Below are 20,733 nucleotides of genomic sequence, written 5' to 3'. Positions count from 1 at the left end.
GGAGCCTCACTTCTCCAGTGCCACCACCACCTCGACATGCGAGGTCCAGAGAAACTGGTCGATCGGGGTTACCTTCGTGATCCGATAGCCGGCCTCCGTCAGGATGGCGAGGTCGCGCGCCAGTGTCAGCGGATTGCAGGAGATGGCGACGATTTTTTTGACGACGGAGCGAGCCAGTTCCTTGGTCTGGAACTCCGCGCCGGCGCGGGGTGGGTCGAAGATGACGGCGTCGTAGTTCTTCAACTCCTGCGCCATCAGCGGCCGGCGAAAGAGATCGCGGCGTTCGATCGAGACCGGCTTCAGCCCTTGCGTGTTGCGGGCAGCGTGGTCGAGGGCTGCCAGGGCCTTTTCCTCGCTTTCGACGGCGTGGACGCGACCGATGCGCGCCAGGCGCAGCGAGAAGGTGCCGCTACCGGCGAAGAGATCGGCGATGCGCTTTGCCTTGCCGATATGCGTGGCGACCAGCTCGACCATCGCCTCTTCGGCGGCCTTCGTCGCCTGGGTGAAGGCGCCCGATGGCGGTGAGATCTGCACGCCGCTGAAATCAATTATCGGCTTCGTCGTTTCGACCAGGACTTCGCCATTCAGCGAAACACGGCCAACGCCGCGAAGGGCAAGTACGGTCTCGATGGCGCTGCGCCGGTGCTTGTCGGAGAGGCCCTTGATACCATCGACGGCCAGATCGAGGCCGGTGAGCGTTTCGAGCACGGAGATGCGGAATGCCTCGGCATTGATGGCAAGCGCCGCGCCGACAGCCCTGATCGCCGGAAGTTGCGCCATGATGCCGGGCGACGCGATGGGACATTCTTCGATGGCGACGATGTGGTGGCTTTCGGCCTGATTGAAGCCGATCAGCATGTCCTTCTCGGTCTTGCGCGCGGCAAAGACGACACGCCGGCGCTCACCGGGGTGGGCTGCAATGAGGTCGTCGACCTCGGGCGTCAGCCCCTTGGAACGCAGCGCGTCGATCACCAGCTGGCGTTTGAAGGCGCGGTAGGGCGCATCGGCATAGTGTTGCAGCGTACAGCCGCCGCAGGTGCCGTTGACCCCATCCGGGCCGAAGTGCCGACAGTGCGGCTCCCGGCGGTCGGGCGAAGCCGACGCAATCGACATCAGCGTGCCTTCGCTCTTCACTCGAGCAATGGCGACAGTCTCGCCGGGCAGAGCGAAGGGCACGTAGATCGGTCCGTCCGCGCCTTGCACAATGCCGTCGCCTTGGGCGCCGAGCTTCTGGATGGTGACGGTTTCGGTGCTCATGGCTTGATCCCTGCAAGAAGAAATTCGTTGTTGCCGTCGCCACCCGCGATCGGCGAGGGGATAAGGCCGAGGCTGCGCCAGCCCATATCCTCGACAAGCCAGCGTTCCAGCTCCGCCGCAACGGCCGGAGCAGACGAGGGATCCTTCAGCAGGCCAGCCTTGCCGACCGCATCGCGTCCGGCCTCGAACTGCGGCTTCACCAATAGAGCCGCGCTCGAACCCGGCTCGGCGAGTTCAAGCGCCGGCGCCACCGCCAGTTTCAGCGAGATGAAGGAGACATCCGAGACAAGGAATGTGAAGGGCTTGCCGATATCCTCAGCCGTCAGGTTACGGGCGTTCAGCCCCTCCATACTGGTCACGCGCGGATCGGCCGATATGCGCGGATGCATCTGTCCATGGCCGACGTCGATCGCAGTGACGTGCTCGGCGCCCCGCAGCAGCAGCACCTCGGTAAAGCCACCGGTCGACGCGCCGACATCGAGACAGTGTTGTCCCTTGGGGTCGAGCTCGAAATGATCGAGCGCCGCCACCAGTTTCAGCGCCGCGCGCGAGACGTAATCCTGCGCTGGATCGTTAATCGCGATTTCGACATCTTCGGTAAACAGTGAGCCCGGCTTGGTCACAACCGTGCCGCCGACGGTCACAGTGCCGCGTTGAATGGCGTCGCGCGCCCGCGATCGGCTGGCGAAAAGCGAGAGGGCGACAAGAAGTTGGTCTAGACGTTGTGGTTCGGACATGGGCAGTCCATGCAGGGCAATGGGCGAGGTTGCAAGCGTTTTGTGCTGATGGCGGCAAATGTAGACGTAGACGCTATACTGATCCTCGATATGGCGCGGTGGAATAGGGTTTCCGTTTCGTCTCTTGCATCCCGCAAAATTAAATGAATTTAAAGCCGCGGCGTCTAACTATGCTTGTGATTGCGATCGTCCGGTTCGGGAACGATCGCCTGCCATGACGGCTTTGCGCCCTTTGCGCCCAATCATGCCTCTTCCCTGAATTTTCGAGCATCCGGCCGCGTGCTTCTCCGTGGGGTCGTCGATGCTTGCCAGGACCGGCGCTCAAGGAGGCGCTCGCCCATGTTTGCGAAGAACCTTTCTTTGAATGGCAAGCTTGCCATCACCTTTGCCGCTCTTATCGCTATTTTCGCTGGTGTCTGCGCATTCGTTTACACCAAGGAAGAGGTATCCGCCGGGGCTGCCGCCGAACAGGACAAGTCGCAGCAGCTCGTCAATCTGATCGACGATTCCTTGCAGGCCATGCTGGAGCAGGCTGTCAATCTGCGTGGCTTCCTGTTGTTGCGCAGCGATAGCACCTATGGCGGTATCTTCGAAAATCGCGACCGCATGCTGAAGAGCATCGACGCAGCCAAGGTGGTTGCGGCCGACGCGCCGGACCTGCTGCAGTCCATCGGCAGCATGCAGAAGGCGGCGGACCTCTATTTCCATCAGCTTGCCGAGCCGCAGTCGAAGGCCCGCAAGGAAACCGAGATGCCGCTCGACCAGATCGTCAAGATCGGCCAGAACGAGACCAAGGGCCAGCTTGATGGCTTCCGCGAGGCTGCGGGCAAGATCAAGCAGGCCGCACGTACCAAGGCCGGCGAGCTGGCGGCCATTCAGGACGACGCCAATGCCGACTTGCGCCTGACGCTGATCGTCGGCGGCATCGTGGCTTCGCTTGCCGCTGCCGTGCTGGCCTGGCTGCTGTCGCGCACCATCGTCCGCCCGATCGTCGGCATGACCGCTGCCATGGGTCGGCTTGCCGGCGGTGAGCACGCCATCGACGTCCCGGCCATCGGTCGCGGCGATGAAGTTGGTCGTATGGCCGATGCGGTTGTCGTCTTCAAGGAAGCGGCGGTTGAGAAACTGCGTCTTGCTGGCGAGACCGAGCGCATGCGCGGCGATGCCGAGCGCCAGCGCCAGATGAGCGATGAGCAGAAGGCGCGTGAAGACGATGAACTCCGCTTTGCCATGGGCGCCTTGGCCGATGGACTTGCCGGACTTGCCGCCGGCGATATCGCTGCACGTCTCGACCGCGCCTTCGCGCCGCAGTTCGATGGCGTTCGTGCCGATTTCAACAATGCGGTTGAGAAGCTGGAAGCGGCTCTGCAGTCGGTCGGCAGCAACGCATCGGCGATCAATGCTGGCGCCGGTGAAATCCGCTCAGCCGCTGACGACCTTGCTCGCCGCACTGAACAGCAAGCTGCCGCCGTCGAAGAGACCGCCGCCGCCCTCGAAGAAGTGACGACGACGGTTCGCGATTCGGCCAAGCGTGCCGAGGATGTCGGCCATCTGGTCGAGCGTGCGCGGTTGGGCGCCGAAAAGTCCGGAGACGTGGTGCGCAAGGCGGTTTCCGCCATGCAGCAGATCGAAAAATCCTCGGGCGAGATCAGCAACATCATCAGCGTCATCGACGACATCGCGTTCCAGACCAACCTGCTGGCGCTGAATGCCGGCGTCGAAGCTGCCCGCGCCGGGGATGCGGGCAAGGGTTTTGCCGTCGTCGCCCAGGAAGTGCGCGAGCTGGCGCAGCGTTCCGCCAACGCCGCCAAGGAGATCAAGGCGCTGATCACCACCTCGAGCGATCAGGTCAACACCGGTGTCTCCCTGGTCGGAGAGACCGGCAAGGCGTTGGAACTGATCGTCTCCGAAGTGCAGGAAATCAACCGCCACGTCGGAGCGATCGTCACCGCCACCCGCGAACAGTCGATCGGCCTGCAGGAGATCAACACCGCCGTCAACAACATGGACCAGGGCACGCAGCAGAATGCCGCCATGGTCGAGGAGCAGACGGCTGCCAGCCATTCGCTTGCCCGTGAGGCATCAGCGCTGAACGATCTGCTGCATCAGTTCCGCCTGAGCGGCCGGCCGGCCGAAGCCAAACGCCCGGTGGCCGCGTCGACGCAGTCGAGGCCCACGGTTTCGCCGGCGCGTGCGCTCGGCCGCACCGTCGCCAAGGCTTTCGGCGGCAAGGCAACCGCAGCAGCTGCTGCTCAGGATGAGTGGGAAGAGTTCTGATCTATCACCCTCCCCTTGATGGGGAGGGTCGGCACGGGCGTGCCAGGGTGGGGTGACGACGGCATACGCCGAAGTCTCGTTTCGCGGGAAATCACCCCCACCCGCCGCTTTGCAGCAACCTCTCCCCTCAAGGGGGAGGTAAACCTACCCGGCAGTCCCAACGATCCGGCTACGCCCCAATGCCTTGAACACCGTCTCGACGATGCCGCCATGGTCGAGGCTGGTAATGGCGTTCATAACTTCGGGCTTGCGCTGTTCGCCGAACCATTCTTTTCTACATCACAGCATGATCAGCGATGGAGAAAAGAATGGGACAGGTCGTCCGAATTCCGGTCAATGAACCCCAGAGGTTATTGGCTGTCCGCTCCCTGAATTCCATTCACAGCAGTCCGACGCCCGAACTTTCAGTCCTGGCCGAACTTGCCAAGGGCATTTTCGGCTCGCCCTATGCGGCAATCAATATCATCGACGAGGATTGGCAGCGGATCGCCGGCCAGGCGGGACTGAAGATTGCCGAATGTTCGCGTGGAATGTCGATCTGCACGCGGGTGGTTTTCGAGGACGAGCTGCTGGTCATCCCCGATCTGGCTGAGGATCCCGAACTGAAAGCCATGCCCTATGTCACCGGCGAGCCGCATTTCCGCTTCTACGCGGGAGCCCCGGTGCGGCTGGAGGGAGGGCTTGCCGTTGGCGCTCTCTGTATTCTCGATCACAAGCCCCGGCAGTTTTCCAAGGATGAATCGGAGAACCTCGCGCGTTTTGCGCAGGTGGCAAGTGCGCTTCTGCGTCTTCAAAAGACAAATCTGATGATGGGGATCGCCACGAGCGGCCTTCGCACCGCGGCGATGACCGATCCTTTGACCCTCTTTTTCAATCGATCGGCGCTGGTTTCGGTTGTCGACGATGCGCTCAATGCCGCAGTCGCCGTGGGGCGGGGTTTTGGTGCTCTCTATCTCGACATGGACGGTTTCAAGGCTATCAATGATAGCCTCGGCCATCACGTCGGTGACGAGGTTCTGTGCGAAGCCGCCCGGCGCATTCGCTCGGTTGTTCGCGCCGACGATATCGTTGTCCGCATGGGCGGAGACGAATTCGCGATATTCGTTCCCGATCCTCCCGACGCGAGTGCCCTGGTCTCGATGTCGGAGCGGCTGCTTTCCGCTTTCCGTGTGCCTTTCGAGATTGAGGGCAAATCCGTTGTCGCACGGCTCAGCATCGGCGCTGCGATCGCGCCGCAGGACGGCACGACGCGAACGGAGCTGCTAAAGAACGTAGATAGCGCGCTCTATCGGGCAAAGGGAGCGGGCCGAGACCGCTTTGCAGTCTTCGCGCCCTGATGCGACGAACAGGAAATCCGGCGGATTGGTTGGTTCGGCAATGCAGAACCGATTCCTATCCAGCAGCCCCAACGATCAGGCTGCGTCCCAGCGCCTTGAACACCGTCTGAACGATGCCGGCGCGGTCGAGGCCGGCCATGGCGTTCATGACTTCGGGCTTGGCCTGTTCCACCCAGATGTCGGGCATGACCAGCGTGCGGATCTTCAGGCCGTTGTCGAGCAGGCCCTCGCTGGCGAGGAACTGCATAACCTGGCTGCCGAAGCCGCCGACCGAGCCTTCCTCGATGGTGATCAGCACCTCATGGTGGCTGGCGAGCTGGCGGATGAGATCGTGGTCGAGCGGCTTGGCGAAACGGGCGTCGGCAACGGTGGTCGGCAGGCCGGCGGCGTCGAGGTCTTCGGCGGCGGCCAGGCTGTCAGCGAGACGTGTCCCAAAGGACAGCAGCGCCACTTTCGAGCCCTGCTTGACGATACGGCCCTTGCCGATCTCGAGAATCTGCCCGCGTTCCGGCATCTCGATGCCGACACCTTCACCGCGTGGATAGCGGAAGGAGATCGGACCGAGATCATAGGCGGCGGCCGTACGCACCATATGTTTCAGCTCCGCCTCGTCGGCGGCCGCCATGACGACGAAGCCGGGCAGGGTAGCGAGAAAGGTTGTGTCGAAGGAGCCGGCATGCGTCGGCCCGTCGGCGCCGACGAAACCGGCACGATCGATTGGGAAGCGGACCGGCAGGCCCTGGATCGCCACATCATGCACAACCTGGTCGTAGGCGCGCTGCAGGAAGGTCGAATAGAGCGCGGCAAAGGGCTTGAAGCCCTCGGCGGCAAGACCTGCGGCAAAGGTCACGGCATGCTGCTCGGCAATGCCGACATCGAAACAGCGCTTGGGGAAAACTTCCTGCAGCTTGTCGAGGCCGGTGCCGCTCGGCATGGCGGCGGTGATGCCGACGATCTTGTCGTCGAACGTCGCTTCCTGCACCAGGGCATCGGCAAAGACGCTGGTGTAGCTCGGGGCATTCGGCTTCACCTTGGCCTGCGCGCCGGTGATGACGTCGAACTTGTTGACGCCGTGATACTTGTCGGCCGCCGCTTCGGCAGGGGCATAGCCCTTGCCCTTTTGCGTGACGACATGGATCAGCACCGGACCCTGCGCATTGTCGCGAACATTGCGCAGAACAGGCAGCAGATGGTCGAAGGAATGACCGTCGATCGGGCCGATATGGTAGAAACCCATCTCCTCGAACATCGTCCCGCCGGTGACATAACCCCGCGCATGTTCGACGGCGCGGGTAATCGCGCGGTCGACATTCTTGCCGAGATAGGCGGTCAGCTTCTTGCCGAGATCACGGAAGCCCATATAGGTCCGGCCGGAGGCAAGGCGCGCGAGATAGGCGCTCATGGCGCCCGTCGGCGGGGCGATCGACATATCGTTGTCGTTGAGGATGACGATCAGCCGGGCGTCGAGCGCGCCGGCATTGTTGAGCGCCTCATAGGCCATGCCGGCCGACATCGCCCCATCGCCGATGACGGCAATGACGCGGCGGTCGGTCTTGTCGAGATCGGCGGCAACCGCCATGCCGAGACCGGCGGAAATCGACGTGGACGAATGCGCTGCACCGAAGGGATCGTATTCGCTCTCCGCCCTGCGAGTAAAACCGGAAATTCCGCCTTCCTGGCGCAGCGTGCGGATACGGTCGCGCCGGCCGGTCAGGATCTTGTGCGGATAACATTGATGACCGACGTCGAAGATCAAGCGGTCGTTCGGCGTGTCGAAGACGTTGTGGATAGCGATGGTCAGTTCAACGACGCCGAGACCGGCGCCGAGATGTCCGCCGGTGCGCGATACCGCATCGATCATCTCGTCGCGGACTTCGCGGGCGAGTTGCGGCAGATCCCGGTCCTCCAGCTTTCGCAGGTCGGAGGGATAATGGACCTGATCCAGCAGGGGCGTCTCTGGCATGTGTGTCAAGGCTGGAGCCTCTTTCTTGCTATTCTTGGGCGGCGGCCCGCCTTTGCGTCAAAACAAATTGCGACGAAAGCCGACGAATTCAAGGAGTGGCCGAACAAGAAACATTTGGCACTGTTATGAACCCGTTAGCTCTCCGGCAAGGGAATGAACTCTTCCTCGTCTCCCGGTACGATATCGAAACGACCGGTGCGCCATTCTTCCTTTGCCTTTTCGATGCGCTCCTTGGAAGACGATACGAAATTCCACCAGATATAGCGCTTCGAATTGAGCGCCGCACCACCAAAAAGCATCAAATGACAGTCTTTTTCGGACGCTTCCAGCGTTATGGCGTCGCCGGGACGAAATATCAGGAGTTGATCCTGCTCGAAACGATCGCCAGCGACGACGAGCGAGCCGGAGAGAATATAGACCGCGCGCTCCTCATGGCCCGCCGCAAAAGGAAACTTTGCGCCGGGCCGGAGCTGAAGATCGACATAAAGCGTGTCCGAAAACACCGTCACGGGCGAGGTGACGCCCTCGAAGCTGCCGATCACCACGCGCCCGGTTGCGCCACCGTCATTGATCAGCGGCAGGTCGGTCTTTTCCGTATGGGTAAAGGCCGGATCGATCTCTTCCTTGTCGTCGGGAAGCGCCAGCCAGGTCTGAAGCCCGGACATTGCCAGCGGATGGCCGCGCAGATTGTCCGGCGTGCGCTCCGAATGCACGATGCCGCGCCCGGCTGTCATCAGGTTGATATCGCCGGGACGGATGACCTTTTCCGTGCCGAGGCTGTCCATGTGGCGGATTTCACCGTCGAAAAGATAGGTGACGGTGGAGAGCCCGATATGCGGATGCGGCCGGACATCCAGCGCCTCGCCGGGCCGCAGCACCGCCGGTCCCATGCGGTCGAAAAAGATGAATGGCCCGACGAGCCGCCGCCGGCTGCTCGGCAACGCGCGCCGCACGGAAAAGCCGCCAATATCGCTGGTGCGCGGAATGATGAGATGCTCGATCGCATCGCAGGCAAAGGCATCGCCAGGCTGCGGATCTTTTCCGGGAAAGAAGGACATGGCGGGCGCTCCATTCGGTTGAAGCGCAACCTACCGGGAATAGGCGGGAAACTCAAATTTTCCCACGCTTCGCCTCACTGCCCGTCCAGCGGCTCGGTGCCTTGTGGCTTGCCGGCGCGGTCGAGCCTGATCTTTTCGATCCGGTTCTCCGCCGCCGAGAGCAGCGTTTCGCAATGCTTCTTCAGCGCTTCGCCGCGCTCGTAGATGGCGATAGATTCGTCCAGTGCCACGTCGCCGCGTTCCAGGCGCGCAACGATGCTTTCGAGCTCCGCCACTGCCTTTTCAAAGGAATAGTCGGACACATCCAATTTGGCGCTTTCGCTCATCGTCAACCCTTCATCATGCGCAGAATATGCAGCCCGGCCGACTCGGCCAGACCTTCCAGATCATAGCCGCCTTCGAGCAGGCTGACGACCCGGTTCTTGGCGCTGCGATCGGCGGCCTCCAGAATCCGCCCGGTCGCCCAGTCGAAATCCTCGCCGGTGAGGTTCAGTTGCGCCAGCGGGTCGCGGTGATGGGCGTCGAAACCGGCGGAGATGATGATGAGGTCGGGGCGGAAATCATCGAGCGCCGGCAGCACGCGCGATTTGAACGCCTCGCGGAAATGATCGCCGCCGGTGTTCGGCGACAACGGCGCGTTGACGATGGTGTTATGCGCGCCTCGGTCGTCCTTCTTGCCGCTGCCGGGGTAGAGCGGCATCTGGTGGGTGGAACAGAAGAGCACGGACGGATCGTCCCAGAAGATGTCCTGCGTACCGTTGCCGTGATGCACGTCCCAATCGACGATGGCGACACGCTCGGCCCCATAGGCCTTTTGCGCATGGCGGGCGGCAATCGCGGCATTGTTGAAGAAACAGAAGCCCATGGCCTTGTTCTTCTCGGCATGGTGGCCGGGCGGTCGGGCCGCGACGAAGACATTGTCGGCGGCGCCTGAGAACACGTCATCGACCGCCGCCATCGCGCCACCGACGCCATGCATGATCGCCTGCAACGTCTTCGGGCTGGCATAGGTGTCGGCTTCGAGCTGGTTGATCTCACCCTCGTCGCCCTTGTCGGGCATCGAGCGCAGGACGAACTCCAGATGCTCCTCGGAATGGGCGAGCAGCATGGCATCCTCATGCGCGGGCGGCGCCTTGCGCCGGTCCAGCCGGTCGAAATTCGGATGCTCGAGCGCGATATTCAGCGACCGCAGCCGGTCCGGCCGCTCCGGATGACCCGGCGGGACGATGTGCTCAAGAAAGATCGGATGTTCGTAAAGACGTGTGCTCATGAAACCAATCTACAGGTGAGATATGACGGTGCTACTGCACATGGACTATATCACCGCAATGTCAACACAGCATGTTGCGCAGGCCGTGTTGACGGATTGGTCGAGACGAATACGTGCGATTGGGGAATTTTGGTGTTGCGACTGCGGCTTCCGCTGCCAACCGTCGCCCCGATGCAGGGCGCCGTTTGACCCTATCCCAGGGCCGATACGACACCCACGTCACGGACGATCAATGCGGTCGATCAGGATTTCGCATGGATGGTGTCTGCGAGTTCGCCGAAGGTCTTCGCCCCGGCTAGTTCATTGAGGGGGATATCCAGCTGCAACTTATCCAGTGTGGCAATGACGATCTCGGCCAGATCGAGCGAATTGATACCAGAGCGTCAAATGAATCGGTGCGTTGGACAGAGCCACCCAAGTCGGGAACGATTTGCTGGGCAGAGCGTTCGAGGGTGTCGAAAATCTGGTCTTTGGTCATGGTATCATCTCCAATTGCCTGTCTGTTTTCTCATAAAAACATATGCTTACTTGGAAATATAAGTAGCTTCATTTCCCGCGCACAACGTCTCAAGGAGTTGATTCTGCTTTATTTTTACGGCTCATGATTGTGGAGGTTGGGTCGCGTTCGGCGGAACGTCATCGGCGGAGATGGCCGCAAGCGCGATGCTTTTGCGCCTGCAAGACTGTCGTAAAGTCGTGCCAGAAGAGAGCTTCGGATCGGGTGCAGTCATCCCGATCAATTCCGCCGGCTCCCGTTTACTTCGCGGGGCGCAGTGTTAAGCTTTCCATCAGGTGCGGGGAGCGCCGGCCAAGGTCTTTTCGTGATGACAAGTGCAGAACGATCCGATGTCGTCGAGATGCGGGTAGCACCCCGCGATGTCGACAGGCATGGGCGGATGTTCATCGCCTCCTACATCTCGGAGGCGGAAACCGCCCTGTCGAATTTCTGGCGAACACGGCCGCTGGTCGACGACGAGCCGGCCTATATCGCCACCAAGGCCTCCTGCTCGCTGCATCGGGCGCTGCGCCATGACGATCTCGCCCGTTTTTCGGTCCGGGTCAGCAAGATCGGCGGCAAGTCCATCGGCTTCAAGATCATGGTCGAAACCGGTCAAGAGCTGGCCGCCGAGGTGGAGATCCTTTGGCTTGCTGTGCGCGGCGAGCAGTATGAGCCAGTCCCGCTGCCTGAAGACACCCGCGACTGGCTCTATAAGTATCTTGATTAAGGATCAGGTCCGCTGCGGCAGCAGCGGATAACCGGCCATGACGGCGCGGCCGACGAGAGCGGCGACCACTGCCTTGGCGAGATCGCCGGGCACGAAGGCCATCGACCCGAAGAATGCCTTGCCGAAGTCGATATTGGCCACGAGGGCCAGCCAGCCGATGCCAAAGGCATAGAGGACGATAACGCCACCGATCACCGAGGCTATAAAGAAGCCAATGCCCTGGGCGATGCCGGTCTGCTCGGCCTTGACCAATCGTTCGGAGAGATAGCCGGTGATGTAGGCGGCAAAGGTCCAGCCGATGAAGAAGCCGGCCGTCGGCCCTGCGAAGACGGAAAGCCCGCCACGACCGCCCGACAGTACCGGCAGGCCGATCGAGACCAGCACCACGACGATCAGCACCGCGATCGCGCCGCGTTTTGCGCCGAGCACCACGCCCGCCAGCATGACGCCGAGCGACTGCGCGGTGATCGGCACAGGAATGAGGCCGATCGAGATCGGCGGCAGCAGGCCGAGCGCCACGATGATGGCGGCAAAAAGCGCGGAGAGAACGAGGTCGCGGGTCGTCATGACGGCTCCATTCAAAAACAATCTCTGTTCAATGCCGCCGAATGCCGCGGGCGTCAATCGCAGCCGCGATATTATCGGCATCACGCAAGGTCAGGATGATCAGCGGCACGAGCGTCGTGGCGATGCGGATCTTGATCCCGCGCGCCTCATGCGCCTCGCGGATGGCGCGGTAGCGGTCGAGAATTTCAGGCACGAAGCGGACGACCAGGCCGACCGCAAGGCCGATATCGGCGGCCTTCAAAAGACCGAGCCTTTCGAGGGGAGCGGCAAGCGCAGTGATTTCGTCCATGAAGGCTGAGATCGAGGTCGTCGCCGTGACGGTCGCCGCGAACAGCACCAGCGCGACCAGCCGCAGCACGGTGACAACAGCGACATGGAGCGGATTGAAGATCAGGCCGAACAGCGCCACGACGGCGATGGAGAGAAGGACCGGCCGCAGCCGTCTCAACGCTTCGCCCGCCGGCAGGCCGGTGCGGAAGTAGAGGGCGGCGCCAATGATGATGGCGATAGCGAGCAGCGCAATGGAGTCGATCAGGAACAGGACGATGCCGAGCGCCGCCAATACGCCAAGCTTCAGACGCGGCGATATCCGGTGCATCCATGTGTCGGCGTCGACATGCAGTGTCTGCATCAGGCGGCCAGCTCCCTGTATCGGGTGATGGCTTCGGCAGGCGGTGCGTCGACGACAAGGCGGCCCTGATCGAACAGCAGCACGCGGTCGAAATCCTCGACCAGCGGCAGGTCATGGCTGATGACGATGACGCTTTCCGGCAGGCCGGCGATGGTTTTCTGCACCAGCGCCCGGTTCTTCAGGTCGAGCTGGTTGGTCGGCTCGTCGAGAATGAGGATATCAGGCCCGGTGACGAGCACGGAGCAGAGGGCGGCCATCTGCAACTCGCCGCCCGAAAGTTCGTGCGCCCGCCGTTCCGCCAGATGCCGCACGCCAAACCGGTCGAGAATGCCATCAACCGCCGTCTCGATGTCGGCTTTCCCAAGCCCGCGAGCCTTCAGGCCAAAGGCGATGTCGTCACGGATGATCGGCAGGATGATCTGGTTCTGCGGCGACTGGAAGATATAGCCGACCTTGCCGAGCACAGCTTTGGCATCACTGAGCGTGTCGAGTCCATCGACGGTGACGCGGCCGGCGGTCGGCTTCGTCAGCCCGTTGATCAGCCGCGCGAATGTCGTCTTGCCGGAACCGTTCAAGCCGATCACGCCGATGCGCTTTTCGCTGAGCGTCAGGCTGAGCGGCAGAAGGGCTGCCCGTGTGCCGAAATCGACGCCGGCATTGTCGAAGCGGATATCCAAGCGGCTGGTCCCATTCCGTGGTGGTGTTGCGGTCCTATAGCCCATCATGGCGAATTATCAAATCAGCGCCTATTTGAAAGCATGGGAATTTATGCCTATGATCTGGTCATGACGAATCTGCTTTCCAATCGCGACGCCCGCCGGGTCTTTCTCGCCAAGCAGGGGCTTTCAAATCCACCGAACCGCGCCTTGACCAAGGCGGGGTTGCTGCAACTCATCCACGATATCGGCTTCGTACAGGTCGACAGCATCGGCACCGTCGAGCGGGCGCATCATCAGATCCTGTTTTCGCGCAACCAGACTTACCGGCGCGAACATCTGACCGAGCTGCTCGAAAAGGACGGCGCGCTGTTCGAACACTGGACGCACGACGCCTCGATCCTGCCGAGCGCCTTCTTCGTTTATTGGAAACACCGGTTCCGCCGTGAGGAATTGGCGCTGGTCGAGCGCTGGCGCAAGTGGCGCGGTGAGGGGTTCGAGTCCGCCTTCGAGGAGACCTACGAGCGCGTGCTGAAGAATGGCGCCATCATGGCCCGCGAGATCAAGGCGGAGAACCATGTCTCCGGCGGCTGGTGGAACTGGCATCCGAACAAGACGGCGCTCGAATATTTCTGGCGCACCGGCAAATTCGCCATCGCCGGCCGCACGAACTTCCAGAAGGTCTACGATCTGGTCGAGCGCGTGCTGCCGGATCATGTCCATACACCGGAGGTCGGCCACGACGAATTCGTCGACTGGGCCTGCCGCGGAGCATTGCAGCGCCTGGGCTTCGCCACCTCGGGCGAAATCGCCGCCTTCTGGAACCTGGTGACGCCGCAGGAGGCGAAAGTCTGGGTGGAAGCGCATCGCGACGAACTCTCGGAAATGCTGATCGAGCCCGCGGGCGACGGCAAGCCACGCCCTTCTTTCGCCTTTGCCGATTTTTCTTCCACACTCGACAGCTTCCCCGAGGCTCCTGCCCGCATCCGCGTCCTCAGCCCCTTCGATCCGACACTACGCGACCGCAACCGCACCGAACGCCTCTTCGGTTTCTTCTATCGCATCGAAATCTTCGTGCCGGAGCCGAAGCGGGAATATGGTTATTACGTCTTCCCATTGCTGGAAGGAGACCGTCTGATTGGACGGATCGACATGAAAGCCGACCGCAAGGCGGGAACGCTTGATGTCAAACGCCTATGGTTGGAACCGGGCGTAAAGGCGTCTGCCGGCCGGCTGGAGAAGCTGGAGGCAGAACTGGAGCGCGTCGCGCGCTTTGCCGGGGTTGAGAAGGTGGTGTTTTTGGAGGGGTGGCGGGGTTAATTACCTCTCCCTTGAGGGGGAGGTCGCGCGGAGCGCGCGGGTGGGGGTGACCCTGGGCGTGGAGAGACATCACCCCACCCCAGAGCTATGCTCCGACCCTCCCCTTCGAGGGGAGGGTGGAAATCAACAAATCTCCGTCGCAGCGATCTTGATGCCGAACCCTTCGAGGCCGACATAGTGGCGTTCGCGGCTGGTGAGCAGCTTGATCGAGCTGACGCCAAGATCCTTGAGAATCTGTGCGCCGAGGCCGATTTCCAGCCATTCGCTGTCGCGTGCCTGCGCCTCGGCATGGCTTTCGCGCTCGGCCTGGCGTGCTTTACGGCCATTGTCGAAATGGCCGACGCCGACAGAGCCTTCGCGCAGATAGACGATGACCCCGCGGCCCTCGTCGGCGATCTTCTTCATGTAGAAATCGACCGGTCGGCGTTTGCCGAACAGGTCCTCGGCGACGCTTTCCGGATGCAGGCGGACAGGAATGTCGATGCCGTCGCGGATGTCGCCGAAGACGACGGCGAGGTGCTGCATCGTGTCCGAGGGCAGCGAATAGGTATGCGCGCGTGCCTTGCCGAACGGCGTGTCGATGTCGAAGCTGGTGCCGAGTTCGATCAGCGTTTCCTTGCGCTGGCGATAGGCGATGAGATCGGCGACGGAGACGAGCTTCAGCCCATGCTGCTCGGCGAATTCGACCACCTGCGGGCCGCGCGTCACCGTACCGTCGTCGTTGACAAGTTCGCTGATGACGCCGATCGGCGGTAGATTGGCAAGCCTGCAGAGGTCGACCGCAGCTTCCGTATGGCCCGAGCGCATCAGCACGCCGCCTTCGCGGGCGATCAGCGGGAAGATATGGCCGGGACGAACGAAATCGGTCGGGCCGACATTCGGATTGGCGAGGTTGCGCACCGTCAGCGTCCGGTCGTCGGCGGAAATGCCGGTGGTCGTGCCGTGCTTGAAGTCGACGGAGACGGTGAAGGCGGTCGTATGCGCCGAATCGTTTTCCGCCACCATGGCATTGAGGTTCAGGCGTTTGGCCTCCTCGCGCGGCATCGGCGTGCAGACGATGCCCGAGGTATGACGAACGATGAAGGCCATTTTTTCCGGCGTGCAATGAACGGCGGCGACGATCAGGTCGCCTTCGTTTTCGCGGTCATTGTCGTCCATGACGACGACGATTTCGCCTGCTTCGAAAGCCCTGATAGCATCGACAACACGCTTCTGGTCATAGGGCATGAGAAAGTCCTTATTTCAGCCGGCCTGTCTGGCCACGGTCTCTGAGGTAATGATCGGCAATGGCGCATGCAACCATCGCTTCGCCGATCGGCACGGCGCGGATGCCGACGCAGGGGTCATGGCGGCCCTTGGTACGGATATCGACATTCTTGCCGTCGGCGTCGATCGACTGGCGTTCGGTCAGGATCGAGGAGGTCGGCTTGATGGCGAAGCGGGCGACGATGGGTTCGCCGGTGGAAATGCCGCCCAGAATGCCGCCGGCATGGTTGGACAGGAAAATGCGATTGCCGTCATTGCCCATACGCATCTCGTCGGCATTTTCCTCGCCGGTCAGTTCGGCGGATGCAAAGCCTTCACCGATTTCGACGCCCTTGACGGCGTTGATCGACATCAGCAGCGAGGCGATATCCTGGTCGAGCTTGGCATAGATCGGAGCGCCAAGGCCGGCGGGTACGCCCTCGGCGATGACCTCGACCACCGCGCCGATCGAGGAGCCTGCTTTGCGAATGCCGTCGAGATATTCCTCCCAGACCGGCACGATCGCTGGATCGGGGGCGAAGAACGGGTTCTGGTCGACCTGCGCCCAATCCCAGTTGGCGCGATTGATCTTGTGCTTGCCGATCTGCACCAGCGCGCCACGCACGGTGACGCCGGGCACGACGAGGCGGGCAATGCCGCCGGCAGCAACACGCGCCGCGGTCTCGCGGGCCGACGAACGCCCGCCGCCGCGATAGTCGCGAATGCCATACTTGACGTCATAGGTATAGTCGGCATGGCCGGGGCGATAGCTGCGGGCGATCTCGCCGTAATCCTTGGAACGCTGGTCGGTATTTTCGATCAGCATGGAGATCGGCGTGCCGGTCGAAATCATCGTCTCGCCGTCCTCGTCCAGCATCACGCCGGAGAGCACCTTGACGAGATCGTCCTCGCGCCGCTGCGTCACGAACCGCGACTGGCCGGGCTTGCGCTTGTCGAGCCAGGCCTGGATGTCTTCCAGCTTGAAGCGCAGGCCGGGAGGGCAGCCATCGACGACGCAGCCGAGCGCCGGCCCGTGGCTTTCGCCCCAGGTGGTGACGCGGAAGAGGTGACCGAAACTATTATGCGACATGGGAACAACCGGATTGCGGCGGCCCGGCGGCGGGCCGCGTCTTGTCTCTTGGAATTGCGGCACACTCATAGGCCAAAAAGCCGCCGAGGCAAATCTTTCTTTCCACAATGACGGCACAAGCATGAGGGGGTGAAAGCCCGCCAAGCACCTGATATGGTAAACAAAGATTAGGCCATGCTGTGGATTGTGACGATACATTCATCAATTGGGCGGCGAAAGCCATTGTTGCGGGCAACTTCCGCCATATTCAAAGTATTATCTATGTCAGATCAAAAATTGGCACTGAAATGGAATAAAAGGGTCCCTCTAATGCGCTTCTTTGTTGCGACGCTCCTGGCCACGGCAAGTTTTCTTGCCCCTGTTGCCGGTTTTGCCGAAAGCGCCGACGTCCAGTCCACGATCAAGAAGGTCGACGCGAAGAATTTCAGCATTACGTTGGATGACGGCAAGAACTATCAGGCGCCGGAGGATTTCGATTTCAGCGGCCTGAAACCCGGCGTCAAGGTCGACGTTTTTTACACCGAAGTCGACGGCAAGCGCGTCATCAACGATCTCGATATCGTTCAGTGAGAATTGACAGCCGCTAGCCGAACACGCGGCTGCTTCTAGATCCAGCCGATGATCTTCATCTGCGGATCGACCTTCAGGATACGATCCTGCGGGATCTCTGCCTCCGAGGCATATTCTTTCGATACATCGCCGACCAGCCGGAACAACGAACGGATGACGCCGCCATGGGTGACGCAGACGGTCGGCTTGTCGACGGATGCCAGCCATGAGCCGACGCGCCAGGAGAGAATCTCGTAGCTCTCCGCATCCTCGCCGGGCGGGATGAAATCCCATTTTCCGGCATTGCGCTCGGCAAGACGTTCGGCCTCGGTCGCCTTCAGTTCCTTGATAGTGAAGCCTTCCCAGGCACCGAAGGAGACTTCGACCAGCCGCTCGTCGGTGTGATAGTTCTTGGGCGGCAGGCCCATGGCTTCTCGCGCGATCTCCATGGTCTCGCGCGTGCGGCGCATTGGGCTCGCAACAAAGTCGAAGGGCTGGTTTTCGAAGGCGAGAATTTCGGCCAGTTCAAGGCCGTTCTGCCGCGCCTGCGCGCGACCGATGGCATTGAGGTCTATGTCCTTCTGGCCTTGCAGTCGGCGCTCGGCATTCCAGTCGGTCTGACCGTGGCGGATCACATAAAGGATAGGCGGCACGGTTCAGACTTCCTGTTGCTTCAGTCCTTGAGGACCGACATGTCGGGCGCATCCACAGCCTTCATGCCGACGGTGTGGTAACCGGAATCGACGTGATGAATTTCGCCTGTGACGGCGGTGGAGAGATCGGAGAGCAGGTAAAGTGCGGAATTGCCGACCTCATCGATCGTAACCCCACGCTTCAGCGGCGCATTATATTCGTTCCACTTCAGGATATAGCGGAAATCGCCGATGCCGGAAGCGGCCAGCGTCTTGATCGGGCCGGCCGAAATCGCATTGACGCGAATGCCGCGGCCGCCGAGATCGACGGCGAGATAGCGAACGCTCGCTTCGAGAGCGGCCTTGGCAACACCCATGACGTTGTAATGCGGCATGACCTTTTCCGCACCATAATAGGTGAGGGTGATCAGCGAGCCGCCGTCATTCATGATTCGCTCGGCGCGCTGGGCGACGGCGGTGAAGGAATAGACCGAGATGTCCATCGTGCGTGCGAAGTTATCGCGGCTGGTGTCGACGTAACGGCCGGTCAGTTCGTCCTTGTCGGAGAAGGCGATGGCATGCACGACGAAATCGATCTTGCCCCATTTCGCTTCCAGCGCGTCGATGACGGCGTCGATCGTCGCGGGTTCGGTGACGTCGCAATGGCCGGCCATGAAGGCGCCGAGTTCCTGAGCAAGCGGCTCGACGCGCTTCTTCAAAGCGTCGCCCTGCCAGGTCAATGCGATTTCGGCACCGGCGTCCGAACAGGCCTTGGCAATGCCCCACGCTATGGAACGGTTGTTTGCAACGCCGAGAATGACGCCGCGCTTGCCTGCCATGAGGCCAGTGGCTTGAGCCATATTATGCTCCCTTGAATTACAATTGAACCTGCCTATGGCATAGGCCGATCCCCTGTTCAAGCATTGTCAAGATCATCAACTGTTAGGGAGCGTAACAAAGGGTGCGGTTGTCACTGAAATTTCACAGAAAAAAGCCCTCGCGCATGCTGCGCATCAAATCCGTGACTTTGTCGTCCGGCTTTTCCCAGAGCATCAGGCGCAACTCCACCACCAGGTCGCCTTTTCCGCCCTGTCCGTCCGGAAGACCTTCGCCGGAGATTCGGATGACTTGATCCGAACCCGACCAGGCGGGAACCGTCAGTCGGACCTGACCGTTCAATCCCTCGACCTCCGTCTCATAACCGAGCACGGCATTTTCGATGGTGACCGGAAGCGTCGTGCGGACGTCGAAGCCGTCGAGTGTGAAGCGGCTGTCGGTGGAAAGATGGACGGTGATTGCCACATCGCCGCGCAGCATGCCCGGCAGTTTCAGTCCCTGATTCTTCAGGTGCAGGACTTGTCCGTTGCCGATATCCGTTGTCGCCTGGAAGCGTGCTTCCCGCCCTTCGGGGAGCGGAACGGTGATCCATTGTCCCTTGAGCATGTCGTCGAGCGTAATGGTCGCCTCGGCGGCGATCTCCGGCGTTTTCTCCGGAGGCTTGTCCTGCGCGACGCCGGTGATGCGGCGCACGAGCGAACCGAGGATACCTAAAGGGGAGCGCACGGCGCTCGAGCCGGTTCCCGTCGCAAGCTGTTCCTCTTCGACGAAAGCTTCGCCGTTCGTGTCGCGTTGCTTCGCAGTCTCCGTGGCGCTGGTATCGGCCGCAGCCTGGTTCTGTGCCATTTGCGCGGTCTTCACGCCAAAAATGCGCTCGACCATATCTTCCGGCGATTCGCTCGCGCCGGCGGCCTGCGGATTGGCGGTCGCAGCTGCCTGCGCCTTGCGGGCATTGGCGCGGGCGAGTTCTTCCATGATCTTTTCGGCGTTGGCACGCGCTGCCTTGGCGCGCTCCTCGGCTTCTCGCGCCGCCTGGCGCTGCTGCATAATGGTCTGCTCGCGGCTCTGCGCCTTGGCTTCGGCCATGTGCGCTACCTGATCGTAACGGCTCCGCTTCTGCGGATCCTTCAGCGTTTCGTATGCGCGGCCGATTTCGGCAAAGCGCTCCGTTGCGGTGGGATCGCCAATATTGTGGTCGGGATGGACAGCCTTCGCCAGGTTGCGCCACGCCGTCTTGATTTCGTCTGGTCCGGCATCCCTCTTAACGCCAAGTAGCTTGTACGGATCGCGCATCATCTCAACCACCGATTTGGACGGCGCCAGGTCTCGTTGGGGCGCCCAAAAGGAAACAATAGAATGGATCGCGCTCCCTCCGTGGTCCCCGGACGCGAAGAGGGTCAGCGCGCATGTGGTGTGATCCTGCGGGAACAGTTGCTAATCAGTTGTTACGTCTGGTGCGCCCTGCTCAGGCGATCTGCCGGAATGGTTAGCCGTTCGCTAAGCCTCGGCGCTGCCGGCCGGCGCGCATTGCATCGCGTCCACCGGTCCAGGGGGGCACTTGATGGGAATAACGAGGAGAACGAAGTGGTCAGCCGGCCTGCTGGAAGCTCAGCAATTGCCATTCGCCCTGGCCGAGAAGGCAGGTCCTGCCGGAAAAATTGGCGATGCCCTGATAGGAATGCCGGGTGGTGCGGAACTGGCGGCAGACTTGGCCCGAGGCGCTGTTTTCGACGATCGTGTCGATGACGCCGGCGCTGCCCGTCGATGCATTTGCCCAGGGAACGGGCTGCCCATTGAGTTTGTGGAGATCCGCCGAGGTCACGGCATTACGCACGGTGGTCTCGTCTGAAACGCTGTCGGCGGTGACGGGAGCCGTCGGTATCGTGCCCGTGGCCACGCTTCGATCCACCTTCGCAGAACTCAGGATATCCATGCCGCCGCTGACACAGCCGCCAAGGGAGAAAAGGGAGAGAATGGCAACCGCCATCGCTGCGCCTTTTACAAGCTTGCGCTTTGTATGAACCGTCGACTTTGCTATGACTTCCACCCGAGTGTCTTGGCCAGCATCAGGGCTGGCGATT

21 protein-coding genes are annotated in these 20,733 nt (G+C 61.6%); 5 read left to right on the top strand and 16 right to left on the bottom strand.

All coding sequences use genetic code 11. The features are described from left to right. Window positions 1-6: 6 nt before the first annotated feature. Together RRH01S_RS21165 and RRH01S_RS21160 are read right to left on the bottom strand one after the other, a co-directional pair. Window positions 7-1,257: a class I SAM-dependent RNA methyltransferase gene (locus RRH01S_RS21165; RefSeq protein WP_007703716.1), complete on the bottom strand. Its 1,251-nt coding sequence runs from the start codon at window positions 1,255-1,257 to the stop codon at window positions 7-9. Further along, window positions 1,254-1,994, bottom strand: coding sequence for a TlyA family RNA methyltransferase (locus RRH01S_RS21160; RefSeq protein ID WP_007703712.1), 741 nt, complete (start codon window positions 1,992-1,994; stop codon window positions 1,254-1,256). The genes RRH01S_RS21165 and RRH01S_RS21160 overlap by 4 nt, the downstream gene beginning before the upstream one ends. A 339-nt stretch (window positions 1,995-2,333) precedes the next feature. Here RRH01S_RS21160 and RRH01S_RS21155 point away from each other — a divergent pair, with 339 nt between their 5' ends. Next, window positions 2,334-4,271: a methyl-accepting chemotaxis protein gene (locus RRH01S_RS21155; protein ID WP_007703710.1), complete on the top strand. Its 1,938-nt coding sequence runs from the start codon at window positions 2,334-2,336 to the stop codon at window positions 4,269-4,271. Between the two features lie 308 nt (window positions 4,272-4,579). Further along, window positions 4,580-5,608 carry a sensor domain-containing diguanylate cyclase gene (locus tag RRH01S_RS21150; protein WP_012651047.1) on the top strand — a complete coding sequence of 343 codons (1,029 nt, stop codon included), beginning with the start codon at window positions 4,580-4,582 and terminating at the stop codon, window positions 5,606-5,608. A 55-nt stretch (window positions 5,609-5,663) separates the two neighbouring features. Here RRH01S_RS21150 and dxs read toward each other — a convergent pair whose 3' ends face one another. The 5 genes from dxs to RRH01S_RS35245 all read right to left on the bottom strand — a co-directional run bounded on the left by dxs (window position 5,664) and on the right by RRH01S_RS35245 (window position 10,273). Then, window positions 5,664-7,580, bottom strand: coding sequence for a 1-deoxy-D-xylulose-5-phosphate synthase (dxs, locus tag RRH01S_RS21145; protein WP_007703705.1), 1,917 nt, complete (start codon window positions 7,578-7,580; stop codon window positions 5,664-5,666). 125 nt (window positions 7,581-7,705) lie between these two features. Continuing rightward, the gene (locus tag RRH01S_RS21140) at window positions 7,706-8,629 is read right to left on the bottom strand and encodes a pirin family protein (protein ID WP_007703703.1); all 924 of its coding nucleotides are present in this window, start codon (window positions 8,627-8,629) and stop codon (window positions 7,706-7,708) included. Between the two features lie 74 nt (window positions 8,630-8,703). Beyond that, window positions 8,704-8,955: an exodeoxyribonuclease VII small subunit gene (locus RRH01S_RS21135; protein WP_007703701.1), complete on the bottom strand. Its 252-nt coding sequence runs from the start codon at window positions 8,953-8,955 to the stop codon at window positions 8,704-8,706. 2 nt (window positions 8,956-8,957) lie between these two features. Next, a complete protein-coding gene (locus tag RRH01S_RS21130) occupies window positions 8,958-9,899 on the bottom strand; it encodes a histone deacetylase family protein (protein WP_007703698.1) in 942 nt (313 codons plus the stop codon). Between the two features lie 242 nt (window positions 9,900-10,141). Continuing rightward, window positions 10,142-10,273, bottom strand: a complete 132-nt coding sequence (locus RRH01S_RS35245) for an acyl carrier protein (protein WP_161833884.1) — start codon at window positions 10,271-10,273, stop codon at window positions 10,142-10,144. A 450-nt stretch (window positions 10,274-10,723) separates the two neighbouring features. On the opposite strand from RRH01S_RS35245, the gene RRH01S_RS21125 reads away from it, so the two are divergent. Then, entirely contained in the window at window positions 10,724-11,125 is a 402-nt protein-coding gene (locus tag RRH01S_RS21125; RefSeq protein ID WP_012651048.1) for an acyl-CoA thioesterase, read from the top strand. Between the two features lie 3 nt (window positions 11,126-11,128). On the opposite strand, the gene RRH01S_RS21120 is transcribed toward RRH01S_RS21125, so the two are convergent. From RRH01S_RS21120 to RRH01S_RS21110, 3 genes are read right to left on the bottom strand one after another with little or no spacing between them, the layout of a single operon-like run. Continuing rightward, on the bottom strand, window positions 11,129-11,692 hold the full coding sequence (locus tag RRH01S_RS21120; protein WP_007703675.1) for a biotin transporter BioY: 564 nt from the start codon (window positions 11,690-11,692) through the stop codon (window positions 11,129-11,131). A gap of 28 nt (window positions 11,693-11,720) precedes the next feature. Continuing rightward, window positions 11,721-12,323 (bottom strand): energy-coupling factor transporter transmembrane component T family protein, encoded by a 603-nt coding sequence (locus tag RRH01S_RS21115; protein ID WP_007703672.1) that lies wholly within the window; start codon window positions 12,321-12,323, stop codon window positions 11,721-11,723. Beyond that, a complete protein-coding gene (locus RRH01S_RS21110; RefSeq protein WP_007703668.1) occupies window positions 12,323-13,000 on the bottom strand; it encodes an energy-coupling factor ABC transporter ATP-binding protein in 678 nt (225 codons plus the stop codon). The genes RRH01S_RS21115 and RRH01S_RS21110 overlap by 1 nt, the downstream gene beginning before the upstream one ends. A gap of 108 nt (window positions 13,001-13,108) precedes the next feature. Here RRH01S_RS21110 and RRH01S_RS21105 point away from each other — a divergent pair, with 108 nt between their 5' ends. After that, window positions 13,109-14,299, top strand: a complete 1,191-nt coding sequence (locus tag RRH01S_RS21105) for a winged helix-turn-helix domain-containing protein (RefSeq protein ID WP_012651050.1) — start codon at window positions 13,109-13,111, stop codon at window positions 14,297-14,299. A 123-nt stretch (window positions 14,300-14,422) separates the two neighbouring features. On the opposite strand, the gene ribB is transcribed toward RRH01S_RS21105, so the two are convergent. Together ribB and aroC are read right to left on the bottom strand one after the other, a co-directional pair. Then, complete coding sequence (ribB, locus tag RRH01S_RS21100; RefSeq protein WP_042474111.1) at window positions 14,423-15,526, bottom strand: 3,4-dihydroxy-2-butanone-4-phosphate synthase; 1,104 nt, start codon at window positions 15,524-15,526, stop codon at window positions 14,423-14,425. A gap of 10 nt (window positions 15,527-15,536) precedes the next feature. Beyond that, window positions 15,537-16,634: a chorismate synthase gene (gene aroC, locus RRH01S_RS21095; RefSeq protein WP_042474249.1), complete on the bottom strand. Its 1,098-nt coding sequence runs from the start codon at window positions 16,632-16,634 to the stop codon at window positions 15,537-15,539. Between the two features lie 309 nt (window positions 16,635-16,943). On the opposite strand from aroC, the gene RRH01S_RS21090 reads away from it, so the two are divergent. Next, window positions 16,944-17,204 (top strand): DUF1344 domain-containing protein, encoded by a 261-nt coding sequence (locus RRH01S_RS21090; protein WP_007703658.1) that lies wholly within the window; start codon window positions 16,944-16,946, stop codon window positions 17,202-17,204. A gap of 35 nt (window positions 17,205-17,239) precedes the next feature. Here the strand turns inward: RRH01S_RS21090 and RRH01S_RS21085 are convergent, their stop codons facing one another. The 4 genes from RRH01S_RS21085 to RRH01S_RS21070 all read right to left on the bottom strand — a co-directional run bounded on the left by RRH01S_RS21085 (window position 17,240) and on the right by RRH01S_RS21070 (window position 20,699). Beyond that, on the bottom strand, window positions 17,240-17,836 hold the full coding sequence (locus RRH01S_RS21085) for a histidine phosphatase family protein (RefSeq protein WP_007703656.1): 597 nt from the start codon (window positions 17,834-17,836) through the stop codon (window positions 17,240-17,242). A gap of 20 nt (window positions 17,837-17,856) precedes the next feature. Continuing rightward, window positions 17,857-18,675 (bottom strand): enoyl-ACP reductase FabI, encoded by an 819-nt coding sequence (fabI, locus tag RRH01S_RS21080; protein ID WP_007703652.1) that lies wholly within the window; start codon window positions 18,673-18,675, stop codon window positions 17,857-17,859. A 121-nt stretch (window positions 18,676-18,796) separates the two neighbouring features. Then, window positions 18,797-19,945 carry a DnaJ C-terminal domain-containing protein gene (locus RRH01S_RS21075; RefSeq protein ID WP_007703649.1) on the bottom strand — a complete coding sequence of 383 codons (1,149 nt, stop codon included), beginning with the start codon at window positions 19,943-19,945 and terminating at the stop codon, window positions 18,797-18,799. A 295-nt stretch (window positions 19,946-20,240) separates the two neighbouring features. Next, window positions 20,241-20,699 carry an RT0821/Lpp0805 family surface protein gene (locus tag RRH01S_RS21070; RefSeq protein WP_012651054.1) on the bottom strand — a complete coding sequence of 153 codons (459 nt, stop codon included), beginning with the start codon at window positions 20,697-20,699 and terminating at the stop codon, window positions 20,241-20,243. Between the last annotated feature and the right edge of the window lie 34 nt (window positions 20,700-20,733).

This window comes from Rhizobium rhizogenes NBRC 13257, from assembly GCF_000696095.1.
Lineage (GTDB): Bacteria > Pseudomonadota > Alphaproteobacteria > Rhizobiales > Rhizobiaceae > Rhizobium > Rhizobium rhizogenes.
This window is presented reverse-complemented; position numbering and strand designations above follow the sequence as displayed.

Bases quoted from the DNA above. Each gene is read 5' to 3' on its own strand.
- RRH01S_RS21150 (WP_012651047.1), top strand. From the start codon at position 4,580: ATGGGACAGGTCGTCCGAATTCCGGTCAATGAACCCCAGAGGTTATTG.
- RRH01S_RS21120 (WP_007703675.1), bottom strand. From the start codon at position 11,692: ATGACGACCCGCGACCTCGTTCTCTCCGCGCTTTTTGCCGCCATCATC.
- RRH01S_RS21125 (WP_012651048.1), top strand. From the start codon at position 10,724: ATGACAAGTGCAGAACGATCCGATGTCGTCGAGATGCGGGTAGCACCC.
- RRH01S_RS21155 (WP_007703710.1), top strand. From the start codon at position 2,334: ATGTTTGCGAAGAACCTTTCTTTGAATGGCAAGCTTGCCATCACCTTT.
- RRH01S_RS21075 (WP_007703649.1), bottom strand. From the start codon at position 19,945: ATGCGCGATCCGTACAAGCTACTTGGCGTTAAGAGGGATGCCGGACCA.
- RRH01S_RS21140 (WP_007703703.1), bottom strand. From the start codon at position 8,629: ATGTCCTTCTTTCCCGGAAAAGATCCGCAGCCTGGCGATGCCTTTGCC.
- RRH01S_RS21130 (WP_007703698.1), bottom strand. From the start codon at position 9,899: ATGAGCACACGTCTTTACGAACATCCGATCTTTCTTGAGCACATCGTC.
- RRH01S_RS21135 (WP_007703701.1), bottom strand. From the start codon at position 8,955: ATGAGCGAAAGCGCCAAATTGGATGTGTCCGACTATTCCTTTGAAAAG.
- RRH01S_RS21160 (WP_007703712.1), bottom strand. From the start codon at position 1,994: ATGTCCGAACCACAACGTCTAGACCAACTTCTTGTCGCCCTCTCGCTT.
- ribB (WP_042474111.1), bottom strand. From the start codon at position 15,526: ATGCCCTATGACCAGAAGCGTGTTGTCGATGCTATCAGGGCTTTCGAA.
- fabI (WP_007703652.1), bottom strand. From the start codon at position 18,675: ATGGCTCAAGCCACTGGCCTCATGGCAGGCAAGCGCGGCGTCATTCTC.
- RRH01S_RS21165 (WP_007703716.1), bottom strand. From the start codon at position 1,257: ATGAGCACCGAAACCGTCACCATCCAGAAGCTCGGCGCCCAAGGCGAC.
- RRH01S_RS21090 (WP_007703658.1), top strand. From the start codon at position 16,944: ATGCGCTTCTTTGTTGCGACGCTCCTGGCCACGGCAAGTTTTCTTGCC.
- aroC (WP_042474249.1), bottom strand. From the start codon at position 16,634: ATGTCGCATAATAGTTTCGGTCACCTCTTCCGCGTCACCACCTGGGGC.
- RRH01S_RS21105 (WP_012651050.1), top strand. From the start codon at position 13,109: ATGACGAATCTGCTTTCCAATCGCGACGCCCGCCGGGTCTTTCTCGCC.
- RRH01S_RS21115 (WP_007703672.1), bottom strand. From the start codon at position 12,323: ATGCAGACACTGCATGTCGACGCCGACACATGGATGCACCGGATATCG.